A 13955-nucleotide genomic window follows, 5' to 3' on the forward strand; every position below is an offset into this window, starting at 1 on the left:
TTTTTACGTGCCATGCCATACCCCCGGAAGCTAAAAGTCTCCAGAGTATGGCGGAACAGAAGATGAGCGATCGGACAGAATCGGAATCGCTGATCGGGCGACCGGAATCAGTGATCGGATGAAATCAGAATCAGTGATCGGACGTGCCCGGAACCAGCATGGCGGAAAGATTCATTGCTAAGCCTCGGCTGGGCGCCCATATCCACGCTTTCCTGTCCCCCCAACCTTACCGACAGGTCCGCATGTCTATAGTCTCGCCAGCCGATGAAGGCCGCCCGCACCACGTTTACCAGAGAAACGAGTATGTTGACACGGGCATTTTCGCTAGAAGGCAAAAATAGACTACTCCCTAATGACGCCGCAATCTTAACATAATAATTCCCATAATGACAACTATAAAAATAACAGGGGTAAAAACCCTCAGGTTTGCTGTTGATTAATTGCGCGCAGCGTGAGGATAATGACGGGGTTTCGCCGGCGACATACCAGGAAATAAAGAATAAGGTATTTTTTATTGCGATGACTAATCTATTTAGTCAAGGCTATATAATTAATATAACTAATTGTAATTCAATGAGAAATTTGTAAATCTCCTGAGGATCGTCTAATTTATTGACCTGGATCAGCAAACGCCGTTTTTCCAGGTCAATAACCAAATAACCATCTTCCGATAAATTCATATTTTTGATACGGGAATAACGGATAAATACATTGCCATAAAAAAAAAACCTTCTGTCTTAAACAGCATATGAGGACGGCGAAATAAGGCCAGATAGACCACCATCAAGCCTAGAATTAAAATCAAAGTGGAGGTGACGACCGTGCCGCCGGTAGTGATGTTTTTGTACAGCAGTATCAGCAGCAGGACGATAAAAATCAGGCCGTCCAGGCGACCCTGGCGACGCAAAGGCAACCGTAGACGGGTCTTGCCGCGCAGCGCGTAATCCACAATGAACTCATCAAAGACGGCAAACAGCAGTGCGATAACAATCATTATCACCAGGCCGATATCGGTAACGGTCATACTTCCCCCCAAAAAAAGCAAAAAAAAACCGGGGCAACTTCTTCCGGTTTGATAACGGTACGCTTACAGACCCAACAGCCCAACCCAGTAGCCGAAGATACCGATGACGAAGAAGCCCATAATAATCCACAGCGCGTTCACTTTGCTGCGCAGGAGCCACATACAACCAAAGGTAAGCAGCAGTGGCACCAGCCCCGGCATCAGTTGATCCAGAATCGTCTGGACGGTGGTGACGGTGGTTTGTCCCTCGGTATTGGTGATACGGGACACCACAAAGGGGATATTGACGTGGGTCCATTTATTGACCAACACCCCCATAACAAATAGCCCGAGGATGGACGCCCCTTCGGTCAATTTTTGCAGGAAGCCGCCACCCATATCGTTAACGATATTGACCCCTTTACGGTAGCCGTAGGCCACGCCGTAATAGCGGGTGGCCAGGCGCACCAGGTTAAACAGAATGAAAAACAGCAGCGGACCGAGCAAACTACCGCTCATGGCGATACCGACGCCGAGGGCGGCGAATACCGGCAGTACGGTACCCCAGAAAATCGGGTCGCCGACCCCGGCCAGCGGCCCCATCAAACCGACTTTGATACCGTTAATGGCGGCGTCATCAATCGGTGCGCCGTTGGAGCGCTGTTCTTGCATGGCCATGGTGACGCCCAATACCGGCGCGGCCACATAGGGATGCGTGTTGAAGAACTCCAGATGCCGTTTAATCGCCTGCTTGCGGTCATCGTTATTTTCCGGGTACAGGCGAGGAATCACCGGCACCATCGAAAAACAAAAACCGAGCGCCTGCATACGTTCAAAGTTCCAGGATCCCTGGAAAAGGTTGGAGCGGATAAATACGCCGCGTACATCGCAGGGCGTCAGTTTCTTTTGACCTGTAGCTGTAGTATCGACCATTTCTCTCACCTATTAATCCAGTTCATTATCGAGATCGTTAGCACCCTGCGCCGGTGCGGCCTGTCCTGCGACCCGGTTGTAGCGCGGGCTGAGCTGGATGTAGAGTATGGCAATGACCACGCCGATCACCCCCAGCGCCACCAGGTTAAAGCTGGTGAAGGCCGCGGTGACGAAACCGAGGTAAAAGAACGGCATCAAATAGCCCGCACGCATCATGTTGATGACCATCGCATAACCGACCACCACAATCATGCCGCCGGCGATATTCAGGCCGTTGGTGACGACTTCCGGAATCGAGCTGAGCATGTTGTGTACGGCGTCTGTCCCGACCGAGACCCGCCCACGATGACCGCTGGAATGGCGATGCGCATCGCCTGCAGTAGCAGCGCCGAAACGTGGATCCAGCTCAGCGCCGTCAGGTTGCCGCGTTCGGCGGCATGCTGGAAGGCGACGGTGATGGTGCGCGCGATGATGGTCAATACCTGTCCGGCGGCGGCCAGTGGAATCGCCAGCGCGATACCGGAGCCGACGTTTTGATTACCGGCGATGACCAGAATGGTGGAGATGATGGACGCCAGCGCGGCATCGGGCGCCACCGCGGCGCCGATATTCATCCAGCCCTGCGCGATCATTTCCAATGTCCCGCCGATGATGATACCGGTTTTCATGTCGCCCAGGGCCAGACCAATCAAGGTACAGGCCACCAGCGGACGGTGGAACTGAAATTCGTCGAGAATCGATCCCATGCCTGCAATACAGGCGACGGCGAATATCAGTACAATTTGAAGCGTGGTGATCTCCATTGTACTTCTCCTCTCACTTTCGTAATAGAGCGATGAATCCGTTTCCAGGCAAACTTACTCTCTTAAGGGTCATTATTCGGCGTAGGGCTTAATTGCCGAATTTTTTAATTAAATCCATCATCTTCAACCGGGTATTGCTGGACACTTTACGCACTTCCAGCTCAATGCCACGTTCGTTGAGTGTCTTGAACGCCTCGATGTCTTTTTCGTCCACCGACACGGCATTGTTCACCTGGGTTTTGCCCTGGCGGAAGGCCATACCACCGATATTGACCGAGGTAATCGCGACGCCGCCCTCAACCAGGCGTACGACGTCGGTCGGGTTGGTAAATAACAGCATGACGCGGTCATTGGCATATTTCGGGTTGTCGTAAACGCGGATAGCTTTCGCCACGTCAACCACATGGGCCGTGACCCCCGGAGGCGCCACCTGGGTGAGCAGCGTTTTGCGTACCGTATCCGCGGCCACTTCGTCGCTGACCACGATGATGCGTTTAATGTTGGTTTCTTTCGTCCAGCGGGTGGCTACCTGGCCATGGATCAGACGGTCGTCGATACGCGCCAGACCAATGCTCATGTGGCCACCTTGGCCAGCCGCCACCGGCGCGGCGACGCTCGGGGCCTGTTCCGCTTCCGGGGCTTTCAGCGCTTTTACGCCAATGCGCCCGGTTTCCACCGCGATGCCGACCAGTTCTTGAAAGGTGGGATTATCGTCGCGGGCCATAAAGGTTTCGGCCAGCATGGGGATGTTTACGCCGGTCACGACTTCATAATTTTCTTTATCGATGACAATCCGGCTGGCGGCATTAAACGGGCTGCCTCCCCAGGTATCGACCAGAAATAACACGCCTGCTGTGGTGTCAAGATCCGCCAGACGGGCGGTATATTTTTCAATCAATTTCGTCGTTTCAGCGTTTTCGCCGGGGACGAAATCGATCCAGGCGACATTGTCTTGTGCGCCTAAAATCATTTCGGCCGTTTTCAGTAATTGCTCGGCCGCTGACCCGTGAGTGCCAATAACAATAGCAATACTTACTGGATACCTCCTTTATTGACAAAATGGGTTATGCGCCCCGCACGAAAGCTGTGTCGAGGGCCCTAACTCTTTGGTGGTATAACTGCAAAGTCAGGAACGATGCCTGCCCTGACCGATGTCCGCCCTACAGATTGATTTGCTTCAGTTATTGGTTCGGACGATCATAAGTAAATCGCGATTTATTTTAGTGTGTAAAATAGTGTGTAAAAAAATAAAAATTGTGACGACGCTCAGTTATTTGGCTACCGGAATCGGTACAAGCGCACAAAAGAGTGTAGCTGAGAATGAACAAACAGCTTGAAGTGAAAAAGTTTTGTGCCGGGTGGTGATTCCCTGATACAGTAAAGCGTTTAAATTATAAAAGGAGCAAACAGCCCTCCGATGGACTGTCACCGAAGCCGTTTCATCATTTTTTGTCCGCTTGCGCGGTCATCGTTGTCCTCTCACTGGCGCATCGCGCTGGATCCTTTTTTCGTCATGTTTGATCCCGCTCCCCAAGAAAGTGTGCCTCTTGACGGCTTGCCCCTGCGCGTTTGCCGGCAAAGATGCGGTTTAACCCTGTAATCACGACAGCCTGAATACCTTACGGAGCCTGTGATGGAATTCTTAATGGACCCCTCAATTTGGGTGGGATTATTGACCCTGATCGTATTGGAGATTGTTCTCGGCATCGATAACGTGGTCTTTATTGCGATCCTGGCGGACAAACTCCCGCCCAAAAAGCGCGATCGCGCACGGGTGGTAGGCCTGTCGTTGGCGCTGATTATGCGCCTTGGGCTGCTGTCGCTGATTTCGTGGATTGTCACGCTGACGCGCCCGTTGTTTACTGTTGAGGACTTTTCCTTTTCCGGCCGCGACCTCATTTTGCTGCTGGGGGGGATTTTCCTTTTGTTTAAGGTAACCACGGAGTTGCACGAACGTTTGGAAAATAAAGAGCACGACAGCAGCGCCGGCCACGGGTACGCCAGCTTCTGGGCGGTGGTAGTGCAAATCGTTATTCTCGACGCGGTATTTTCCCTGGATGCGGTCATCACGGCGGTGGGGATGGTCAACAATCTGCCCGTCATGATGACCGCCGTGGTGATTGCTATGGCGATTATGCTGCTGGCGTCTCGTTCGCTGACCCGTTTCGTTAACCGTCATCAAACCGTGGTGGTGCTGTGTCTCAGCTTCTTGCTGATGATAGGTCTCAGTTTGATTGCCGAAGGCTTTGGTTTTCATATTCCGAAAGGCTACCTGTATGCCGCCATCGGTTTCTCGATCTTCATTGAGATGTTCAACCAGATAGCGCGCCGCAATTTTATCAAAAACCAGTTCGCCAAGCCGATGCGCGAGCGTACTGCGGAAGCGATTATGCGGTTGATGGGGGGTAGGGCGCAGCGTGAAACCGGCGAAGATGATTCGGCACAGGCGTTTAAGCAGGCGCATTTCGCCGACGAAGAGCGCCATATGATCACCGGCGTGCTGTCGCTGGCTTCACGCACCCTGCGCAGCGTGATGACGCCGCGCAATGAGATAACCTGGCTGGACTGCCAGCGGCCGGTTGAGGAGCTGCGCGCGACATTGATGGAGACGCCGCACAATATGTTCCCGGTCTGTAACGGCGAGCTGGATCAGCTTATCGGTATCGTGCGCGCGAAGGATTTGATGGCGGCGGTGGATAACGGCGAACAGGTAAAAGCCTACGCCGCCGCTAACCCGGCGATTGTCGTGCCGGAAACCCTGGATGTGTTGAAGCTGCTGGAGGAGTTGCGCCGGGCGAAAGGCAGTATGGTGATGGTGTCCAACGAGTTCGGCGTGGTTCAGGGGCTGGTGACGCCCCTGGACGTGCTGGAAGCCATTGCCGGCGAGTTTCCCGACGAGGATGAGACGCCGGAAATAGAGGTCCACGAGGACGGCTGGCTGGCGAAAGGCAGCACCGACCTGCATGCGTTACAACAGGCGCTGGACACTCAGGCGCTGGCGCGCGGGCGGGATAACGTCGCCTCGTTGGCCGGCTTGTTGTTATCGCAGTGCGATCAAATGCCGGTGGAGGGGGATGTGCTGACGCTTGACGAGTGGCATTTTACCATTCGCCAGATGGTGGAGTATCGCATCGAACAGGTGTGGATTGAACGCCTGGCGCCGCGGCACGGTGAGGATTAGGAGGAATAAGCCGCTAAACGGCGCCGACGCGGCGCTGAGAATGCGCCGTCCGCCGGCGCCGCACTTTGATTTTGCAGCGGGTGGGGCGGAATGAAAGGTAATGGACGGTAGCGCAGGCGGATTTTTTGTGGCCCCGAGCGCAAGTGGAATCTGAGCCGCGGCGTTCCTCGGTGACCCCCATTGCGCCACGCCGGCACTACCTCCGGGTGGTCGCCCCCGACAGTTCAGCCCCACCCCGGCTGTAGCACGTCACGGCTGCGGCGCATCTCCGCTTAGTCGCATTGCACCTTGATAGCCAGGCCGCCGCGCGAGGTTTCGCGGTATTTGGTATTCATGTCCTTGCCGGTTTCATACATGGTTTCAATAACCTTATCGAGGGACACTCGCGGCGCGCTGGTGCGACGTAGCGCCATGCGCGAGGCGTTGATCGCTTTCACTGCAGCGATCGCGTTACGCTCGATGCAGGGCACCTGCACCTGGCCGCTCACCGGATCGCAGGTCAGTCCCAAATTGTGTTCCATACCGATTTCCGCCGCGACGCACACCTGTTCCGGACTGCCGCCCATCAGTTCCGTCAGGCCGGCCGCCGCCATGGAGCAGGCGACGCCCACCTCGCCCTGACAGCCGACTTCGGCGCCTGAAATGGAGGCATTCATCTTGTACAAAATACCGATTGCGCCGCTGGCGAGGAAATACCGCAGCCAGATATCGGCCGAGACCGGCTCGATGAAATGGTCATAATAGGCCAGGACGGCGGGCACGATCCCGCAGGCGCCATTAGTGGGCGCAGTGACGACACGGCCGCCGGCGGCATTCTCTTCATTGACCGCCAGGGCGAACATATTGACCCAGTCCACCACCTGCATGGGATCGGTTGAATGCTTATCGCCGGCGATCAACATCCTCCTGAGCGCGGCGGCGCGGCGCGGCACCCGTAGCGGCCCCTGCAGCACGCCCTCGGTGTTCATGCCGCGATCGATACTGGCGCGCATGGTCTGCCAGACAGCGGCAAAATAGCGGTCTATCTCCGCGCGCTCGTGCAGCGCGAGTTCGTTGCACAACACCAAACCGGATACCGACAGGGCGGTATCGCGGCAGTGTTCCAGCAATTGCTGGGCGCTGTTGAAACTGAAGGGAACGCTGACCTCGTTCACCACCGCTTGGCCGAACTGGGCTTCCTCGACGATAAAGCCGCCGCCGATAGAATAGTAGGTTTGGCTGTAAACGCAGCGATCGCCTGCGAACGCGTGGATGCGTAGCCCGTTTTCGTGCCGTGCCAGGTTAGTGTGATGAAACACCATGCCCCCTTCGCGCGCAAAGTCCACTTCATGGGGAGTACCGGCCAACATCAGCCGCTGGCGCTGGGCGACGTCGCACAAAAACGCAGGCGTGGCGTCTATGGCCACCGTATCCGGGCTGTTGCCGGTCAGGCCAAGGATGATCGCCTGATCGGTGTGGTGTCCTTTCCCGGTCAGGGCAAGGGAGCCGTAAACCTCGACGGCGATACGCGTGACGGAGGTCAGCAAATGTTTTTCGACCAAATCGTCCACAAATTGTTTACCGGCTTTCATCGGGCCCACCGTATGGGAACTGGACGGACCGATACCAATTTTGAACATATCGAAAACGCTGATCACGTTTGCTCTCCTGTAAAATTTTTATAAGGCAACGAGCAGGTGGCATTGATCTGATTGTAATAGTTGATCGGGATACGCAGGCGCGTTTTCGCATGAAATAAACTAATGTCAACGGCGTTGACGATGACACGCGTCACTTGCCCCTGCTGCGCCGACCATCAAGCGATATTTTTAAGTGCAGTAGTGAAATTAAATGCCAATTAACAATAATGTATTAGTATTATTTTCTGTTTAATGTCGCTTGTCGGGGATTTTAGCCAGATAAATGGAAATTAAAAGAACTCTGTGCCGTTAAGGGGAGCTGGCTCCCATTATTCGGTGGGCGGACGGATATGTTGACCGAGACGATAGAGGATTTGAGCGGTCATGCCCCAAACCATGTGTTGCCGGTACCAGGAGAAGTACACCCGCCGGGTTTGCGCTCGCCGTTCAATATCCAGCGGGGTATAGCTCGCCAGCGACAATGCCTCGGTCAGCGGTATTTCAAAAATTTCCGCCACTTCGGCCTCGCTGGCGACAAAACGGGCGCCTGGCGCCAGCAGACCCACGATCGGGGTGACCTGAAAACCGCTGCTGCTGTCCACCGGCGACAATTGTCCCAGCACCCGGACCTGACGGGGATCGATGGCGACCTCTTCTTGCGCCTCGCGCAGCGCGGTGGCGATCGCGGAAGCGTCGGCCGCATCCGCGCTGCCCCCGGGAAACGCGACCTGACCGGCGTGTTTGCGCAGGGACGCGGCGCGGCGGGTGAGCAGTAATGTTGGCGTGGAATGGCAAATAATCGGAATCAGTACCGCCGCCCGCCGGCGATGGTAGGTAACGTAGCGTGTCTCCGGCAGCAGCAGTTGAAAACGGGTAATAAACTCCGCTAGCCGCAGCGGACGCTCAATGACGGTGTCAGGCATGCAACTGTTCCAGCAGCGGCAGTAGCGAGGCGGCCTTCGCCAGGGTTTCCTGATATTCCGCTTCTTCGTCGCTGTCGGCGATAAGACCGCCGCCGACGGTGCAGTGAATATGCTGGTCCGCCACCAGGAGGGTGCGGATGGTGATATTGGTATCCATCGTGCCGCAGCAGCTGACATAGCCGATGCTTCCGCACCAGGCGCTGCGACGCTGCGGTTCGAGCCTTTCGATGATTTCCATTGCCCGCACCTTTGGCGCGCCGGTAATGGAGCCGCCGGGGAAGCAGGCGCGCAGCAGGTCGCAGGGAGTGCGATCGGCCGTCAGGGTGGCGGTGATGGTGCTGACCATGTGATGCACCGCCGTAAAGGTCTCTATAGCAAACAGCGAGGGCACCCGCACGCTGCCGGGTTGCGCCACGCGGCCGATATCGTTACGCAATAGGTCCACTATCATCAAATTTTCCGCCTGATCTTTGACGGAAGCGGCCAGCCGCGCTGCCTGCTGGCGATCGGCGTCGGCATCCGCCAGCCGTGGCAGCGTCCCTTTAATGGGGCGAGTCTGGATTTCACCGGCGCGCAGGCGCAGGAAACGTTCCGGCGACAAGCTCATCACCGCTTGGTTCCCCAGGCGGATGAAGGCCGAAAACGGCGCACGGTTATGGGCCAGCAAATGGCGGAACGCCGGCCATTCATCCCCGTTGCAAGGGGCGCTAAAGCGCTGTGATAAACAGACTTGATAGCAGTCTCCCGCCAGCAAGTGCTGCTGGACCTGGCGGAATTTTTCGCCATATTCAGCGCGGGTCATATTGGCGCGCCAGGGGCCGAGCAGATGAAACGGCGTCGATGTCGGCGGCGGCGCGGCGGTCAACTTGGTAAGCAAGGGCTCGGGGTCGTCGTAGCTCACCAGGGTCACCGTATGGCGATGGTGGTCGGCTATCACCGCCCAGCGATAAATGCCCACCGCCATTTCAGGCAGTGGCACGTCCTGTTGCGCCAGCTCAGGCAGGGTTTCGATGCTACGTGCGAGATCGTAGCCAAAATAGCCGAGCGCCCCTCCCAGGAACGGCAATGACGCGTTTGGCAGGGCCGCCATGCCCGCCGCCGCCAACTGCTGCTGGACCAGAGCAAAGGGGTCATCGTGGCGGATTTCGCGGTCATCCCCCCGGCGGATCTCGGTGACACCGTCACGAGTCACCAGCGTTACCGCGGGCGCGGCCACCAAAATATCGTAACGGCTGTCAGGATGACTGCTGTTGCCGGAATGCAGCATCATCGCCCAGGGCTGGCCGGCCAGCGGGGTAAAGTAGTCCAGCACGACATCGGGCCGGTAGGGTAATGCTATCAATTGTGGCTGCATGGATAAGCGCCTGTTCCCGAATGACGCGGCAACGGCAACCTGTCCGCGTTTGTGGTGATATCATGGCGTGATCCTAGCATACATCCTCGTCATGGCGTAACCGACCGCGTCATGAGATAATCGACACTGTTGCCGTCACCGAGAGAAACCTATGTTAAACGACATGCCCGCGTTAACCCATGAGCAGCAGCAACAGGCCGTCGAGCGTATTCAGGCGTTAATGGCCAAGGGGATGAGCAACGGTGAGGCCATTGTGTTGGTGGCGCGCGAACTGCGCGCCGACCACACCGGCGAAAGAGTCACCCTGCGCTGGGAGGATGAGGAGGAAACCGAGGCCCATGAAGCCCCGACGGCGCGCCCAGAGGCGGATCCTTACGATAGCAACCCCGATGACGATTAAGCGCAGGGTGGCCCGCCCTTATAGCGCAGCGATGATTTTGATTTCAATTTTATAGCGTGGATTCATCAGGCCCGCCTGAACCGTACAGCGTACCGGCGCGCTGCCGGCATCGACCCTGTTATCCCATACCGCATTCATCGCGCCGAAATCCGCAGCGTTAGGCAGGAAAATAGTCGCATCCAGCAGGCGGCGTTTGTCGGTGTTGCAGCAAGCCAGCATGGCGTCGATAGCGGCGAGCCCGCTGACGGTCTGGCCGGTAATGTCTTCGTCAAGCGCGGCATCCGCCACCACGCTGGTGTAGTAGAGAGTCTGATGATGAATCACCGCGTCGGACATACGGGCGCCGGCATCAATACGCTGGAGGGTCATTGCATTTCCTTTCAGTGGTTAGTGAAAACAACAGCATACCATACCGGCGCGGGAAGCCCAGCGCCTGATGGCGGACGCTATTCGCGACGCCATCGGCGCGCAACAACCGCTGGTGGTGGAGGCTGGCACCGGCACCGGCAAGACCTACGCCTATCTGGTGCCGGCCCTGCGCGCCGATAAAAAGGTGATCATTTCCACCGGCTCTAAGGCGTTACAGGATCAACTCTACGCCCGGGATCTGCCGCGTATCGCGCAGGCCCTGTCCTACCGCGGACAACTGGCCTTGTTGAAAGGGCACGCCAACTATCTGTGCCTGGAACGCATGGCGCAGCACGCGGCGGCAGGGGGCGCACTGCCGCCGGAGACGCTCGACGCGCTGAGCCAGGTGCGCGCCTGGGCATCGCAAACCGAGGATGGGGACATCGCCAACTGCGGCGGTATCGCCGAAGACAGCCCTATCTGGCCGCTGGTGACCAGCACGAACGATAACTGCCTTGGCAGCGATTGTCCTGAATATAAAGAGTGCTTTGTGGTCAAAGCGCGCCGCCGGGCTATGGATGCCGACGTGGTGGTAGTCAACCATCATCTTTTCCTAGCGGATATGGTGGTGAAAGAAAGCGTTTTCGGCGAACTGATCCCACGCGGCGACGTGATGATTTTCGACGAAGCGCATCAACTGCCGGACATCGCGAGCCAATATTTCGGCCAGCAGCTCACCAGCCGCCACATGCTGGATTTGGCGCGCGATATGACCTTGGCCTACCGCACCGATGTCCGCGACATGGTGCAGTTGCAAAAGAGCGCCGACCAGCTCTCGTTTCGCGCCCAGGATTTTCGCCTGGCGTTGGGTGAACCGGGGTTTCGCGGTAATCTACGCGACGCGCTGGCGCAGCCGATGGTACAGCGCGCGCTGGTGCTGCTGGATGATGCGCTGGAGTTATGTCATGACGTGGCGAAACTGGCGCTCGGCCGCTCGGCGCTGCTGGATGCCGCTTTTGAACGTGCGACGCTGTACCGCGCCCGGCTGAAACGCTTGAAGAACACCAGCGAGCCGGGATTCAGTTATTGGTACGAATGTAACGCGCGTCATTTTGTGCTGGCGCTGACGCCGCTGTCGGTCTCCAACCGCTTTCACGAAGTCATGGCGGAGAAGGCCGGCACCTGGATCTTCACCTCCGCGACACTGTCGGTGAATGACAAGCTGGATCATTTCACCCAGTGCATGGGGTTGGAAAACGCGACGTCACTCTTGCTTGCCAGTCCGTTTGATTATGCCGCCCAGGCGCTGCTGTGCGTACCGCGCTTTTTACCGGAACCACGGGAACGCGGCGCGGCGCAGAAGCTGGCGCGGATGCTGCTACCGGTCATTGTCGCCAACCGTGGTCGCTGTTTTTTTCTCTGTACGTCGCACCAAATGATGCGCGATCTGGCGGTGGAATTTCGTGCCTCGCTGACGCTGCCGGTTTTGGTGCAGGGGGAAACCAGCAAGCGCGAAATCCTGCGCCAGTTTGTCGACGCCGGTAACGCGGTGCTGGTGGCCACCCACAGTTTTTGGGAAGGGGTGGACGTGCGCGGTGATGTGCTGTCTTGCGTTATCATCGATAAGCTGCCGTTTACCGCGCCGGACGATCCGCTGCTGAAGGCGCGCATTGAGGATTGCCAACTGCGCGGCGGCGATCCGTTCGCCGACGTGCAGATCCCCGAGGCGGTCATCGCCCTGAAACAGGGGGTCGGCCGGCTCATACGCGACAGCGATGACAGTGGCGTGCTCATTATTTGCGATCAGCGGCTGGTGATCCGCCCGTACGGCAAAATTTTTCTGCAAAGTCTGCCGCCGGCGCGCCGCACGCGATCGCTGGAGCGCACAATCGCCTTTCTGACCGGCGGCTGAGCGCCGTATCCCCTTGTGGCAGTGGGTGTGTTATGATAAACGCCCGTTACAATTCTTATTCTTCCCACCTGAGGTTTGGCATGTCTACCCGCATTTTAGCCCTTGATACCGCGACCGAAGCCTGTTCCGCCGCGCTGATGCTCGACAACGAGCTGTTGCTGGAGCGCTTTGCCGTTGCACCCCGCGAACACACGCAGCGCATCCTGCCCATGGTGGACAGCCTGTTGGCGGAGGCCGGTATTACGCTTGATAGTCTCGATATGCTGGCGTTCGGCCGCGGCCCCGGCAGCTTTACCGGCGTGCGCATCGGCATCGGCATTGCGCAGGGGCTGGCGCTGGGCGCCGATCTGCCGCTTATCGGCGTCTCCACCCTGGCGGCGCTGGCCGAAGGCGCCTGGCGTCAAACCGGCGCTTGCCAGGTGCTGACCGCTATAGACGCGCGTATGGGGGAAGTGTACTGGGCGGCGTATCGGCGTGAGGCGGGCGTTTGGCTGGGCGAGGAGGGCGAAGCGGTGGCGGCGCCCGCTGTGCTGGCGGCGCTGAGCGCGGATCTGACCGGGCGCTGGGCCACCGCCGGCACCGGCTGGCAAACGTATCCGACGCTACTGCAGCGTGACGGGTTACAGCTCGTCTCAGGTGAAACGCTGCTGCCCAGCGCGCGGGAGATGTTGCCGATAGCGCTTCATCACTATCGCCACGGCGGCGCTCGGCCGGTCGCGCTGGCGGAACCGTCCTACTTGCGCAATGAAGTGGCATGGAAAAAATTACCCGGCCGCGCCTGAGCGGTAAACTTATCCTGCCGGGGCGGGTCAAAGTAGTAAGTTTATTAGCGAGATCAAGTACTATGTTCAGCCATCAGGCTTCACCCGTATCATTGCGCCGGCTGATGTCGGTCGGTTTCCTAGCCGCGATGTTAACGCTTACGGGGTGTGTTACGGTACCGGAGGCGATCCGTGGCACGACCCCAACGCCGCAGGATGATTTGGTGCAGGTGATGAATGCGCCGCAGCTGTATATCGGTCAAGAAGGGCGCTTCGGCGGTAAAGTGGTCAAGGTGACTAATGAAACCGGGCGCACCCGGCTGGAAATCGCCACCGTACCGCTCGATGATGGCGTGGTGCCGCTAATACACCAGCCATCCATTGGCCGCATCATTGCTCAAATCAGCGGTTTCGTCGAACAGTCCGATCTGAAAGGGCAATGGATCACGGTCGTCGGGCCGATCACCGGCACGGAAAAAGGCCATATCGATAAAGCGGATTACACCTACATGGTTATGCAGGTGAACGGCTATAAACGCTGGCGCGTCGTGCGTCAGGTCTCGGCGCCCATGGGGCCGCCGCTCGGACACTGGGGTTGGGACTATCGCTATGGATCGCCCTGGGGGCCCGGTTACGGTCCGGCATGGGGCGCTTACTACGGCGACACGCGGGTAGACACCGTTTTGGCGGACTAACTTTTTCTTAACACACGCGGAAG

General features: G+C 57.6%; 10 protein-coding genes, 3 pseudogenes and 1 riboswitch. Of the genes and pseudogenes, 5 read left to right on the plus strand and 8 right to left on the minus strand.

The window, feature by feature from the left end:
• Positions 1 to 222: 222 nt before the first annotated feature.
• Positions 223 to 365, minus strand: a riboswitch (yybP-ykoY riboswitch).
• Between the two features lie 177 nt (positions 366 to 542).
• From ACMX3H_RS00060 to manX, 4 genes and pseudogenes are all read right to left on the minus strand, one after another.
• Positions 543 to 1024 (minus strand): annotated as a pseudogene (locus tag ACMX3H_RS00060) (DUF986 family protein).
• Positions 1025 to 1087: 63 nt separating this feature from the next.
• On the minus strand, positions 1088 to 1936 hold the full coding sequence (locus ACMX3H_RS00065) for a PTS mannose transporter subunit IID (RefSeq protein WP_415209323.1): 849 nt from the start codon (positions 1934 to 1936) through the stop codon (positions 1088 to 1090).
• Between the two features lie 12 nt (positions 1937 to 1948).
• Positions 1949 to 2739 (minus strand): annotated as a pseudogene (locus ACMX3H_RS00070) (PTS mannose/fructose/sorbose transporter subunit IIC).
• An 88-nt stretch (positions 2740 to 2827) separates the two neighbouring features.
• Positions 2828 to 3769, minus strand: coding sequence for a PTS mannose transporter subunit IIAB (gene manX, locus ACMX3H_RS00075; RefSeq protein ID WP_415209365.1), 942 nt, complete (start codon positions 3767 to 3769; stop codon positions 2828 to 2830).
• A 603-nt stretch (positions 3770 to 4372) separates the two neighbouring features.
• Between manX and ACMX3H_RS00080 the strand changes: the two genes are divergently transcribed.
• Positions 4373 to 5920: a TerC family protein gene (locus ACMX3H_RS00080; protein WP_415209324.1), complete on the plus strand. Its 1548-nt coding sequence runs from the start codon at positions 4373 to 4375 to the stop codon at positions 5918 to 5920.
• A 272-nt stretch (positions 5921 to 6192) separates the two neighbouring features.
• Here ACMX3H_RS00080 and ACMX3H_RS00085 read toward each other — a convergent pair whose 3' ends face one another.
• The 3 genes from ACMX3H_RS00085 to pabB form a co-directional block, all read right to left on the minus strand.
• On the minus strand, positions 6193 to 7557 hold the full coding sequence (locus ACMX3H_RS00085) for an L-serine ammonia-lyase (protein ID WP_415209325.1): 1365 nt from the start codon (positions 7555 to 7557) through the stop codon (positions 6193 to 6195).
• A 311-nt stretch (positions 7558 to 7868) separates the two neighbouring features.
• Positions 7869 to 8462, minus strand: coding sequence for a CoA pyrophosphatase (locus tag ACMX3H_RS00090; protein WP_415209326.1), 594 nt, complete (start codon positions 8460 to 8462; stop codon positions 7869 to 7871).
• A complete protein-coding gene (pabB, locus tag ACMX3H_RS00095; RefSeq protein ID WP_415209327.1) occupies positions 8455 to 9816 on the minus strand; it encodes an aminodeoxychorismate synthase component 1 in 1362 nt (453 codons plus the stop codon). The genes ACMX3H_RS00090 and pabB overlap by 8 nt, the downstream gene beginning before the upstream one ends.
• 151 nt (positions 9817 to 9967) lie before the next feature.
• Here pabB and ACMX3H_RS00100 point away from each other — a divergent pair.
• Positions 9968 to 10144, plus strand: a pseudogene (locus tag ACMX3H_RS00100) (YoaH family protein); the annotation flags it as partial.
• A 90-nt stretch (positions 10145 to 10234) separates the two neighbouring features.
• Here the strand turns inward: ACMX3H_RS00100 and ACMX3H_RS00105 are convergent.
• Complete coding sequence (locus ACMX3H_RS00105; RefSeq protein ID WP_415209328.1) at positions 10235 to 10585, minus strand: RidA family protein; 351 nt, start codon at positions 10583 to 10585, stop codon at positions 10235 to 10237.
• 67 nt (positions 10586 to 10652) lie between these two features.
• Here ACMX3H_RS00105 and ACMX3H_RS00110 point away from each other — a divergent pair, with 67 nt between their 5' ends.
• The 3 genes from ACMX3H_RS00110 (at position 10653) to ACMX3H_RS00120 (ending at position 13932) form a co-directional block, all read left to right on the plus strand.
• Positions 10653 to 12476 (plus strand): ATP-dependent DNA helicase, encoded by a 1824-nt coding sequence (locus ACMX3H_RS00110; RefSeq protein ID WP_415209329.1) that lies wholly within the window; start codon positions 10653 to 10655, stop codon positions 12474 to 12476.
• A gap of 80 nt (positions 12477 to 12556) precedes the next feature.
• The gene (gene tsaB, locus ACMX3H_RS00115) at positions 12557 to 13258 is read left to right on the plus strand and encodes a tRNA (adenosine(37)-N6)-threonylcarbamoyltransferase complex dimerization subunit type 1 TsaB (RefSeq protein WP_415209330.1); all 702 of its coding nucleotides are present in this window, start codon (positions 12557 to 12559) and stop codon (positions 13256 to 13258) included.
• Entirely contained in the window at positions 13231 to 13932 is a 702-nt protein-coding gene (locus ACMX3H_RS00120) for a Slp family lipoprotein (protein ID WP_415209331.1), read from the plus strand. Before tsaB ends, ACMX3H_RS00120 begins: the two co-directional genes overlap by 28 nt.
• The last annotated feature ends 23 nt before the right edge of the window (positions 13933 to 13955 follow it).

Source organism: Sodalis sp. (in: enterobacteria) (genome assembly GCF_047607725.1).
In the GTDB taxonomy this organism is placed as follows: Bacteria; Pseudomonadota; Gammaproteobacteria; order Enterobacterales; family Enterobacteriaceae; genus JBLKSS01.

Coding starts and splice junctions, on each gene's coding strand:
- ACMX3H_RS00105 (WP_415209328.1), bottom strand. CDS start 10,585: ATGACCCTCCAGCGTATTGATGCCGGCGCCCGTATGTCCGACGCGGTG.
- pabB (WP_415209327.1), bottom strand. CDS start 9,816: ATGCAGCCACAATTGATAGCATTACCCTACCGGCCCGATGTCGTGCTG.
- tsaB (WP_415209330.1), top strand. CDS start 12,557: ATGTCTACCCGCATTTTAGCCCTTGATACCGCGACCGAAGCCTGTTCC.
- ACMX3H_RS00120 (WP_415209331.1), top strand. CDS start 13,231: ATGGAAAAAATTACCCGGCCGCGCCTGAGCGGTAAACTTATCCTGCCG.
- ACMX3H_RS00090 (WP_415209326.1), bottom strand. CDS start 8,462: ATGCCTGACACCGTCATTGAGCGTCCGCTGCGGCTAGCGGAGTTTATT.
- ACMX3H_RS00080 (WP_415209324.1), top strand. CDS start 4,373: ATGGAATTCTTAATGGACCCCTCAATTTGGGTGGGATTATTGACCCTG.
- ACMX3H_RS00110 (WP_415209329.1), top strand. CDS start 10,653: ATGGCGGACGCTATTCGCGACGCCATCGGCGCGCAACAACCGCTGGTG.
- ACMX3H_RS00065 (WP_415209323.1), bottom strand. CDS start 1,936: ATGGTCGATACTACAGCTACAGGTCAAAAGAAACTGACGCCCTGCGAT.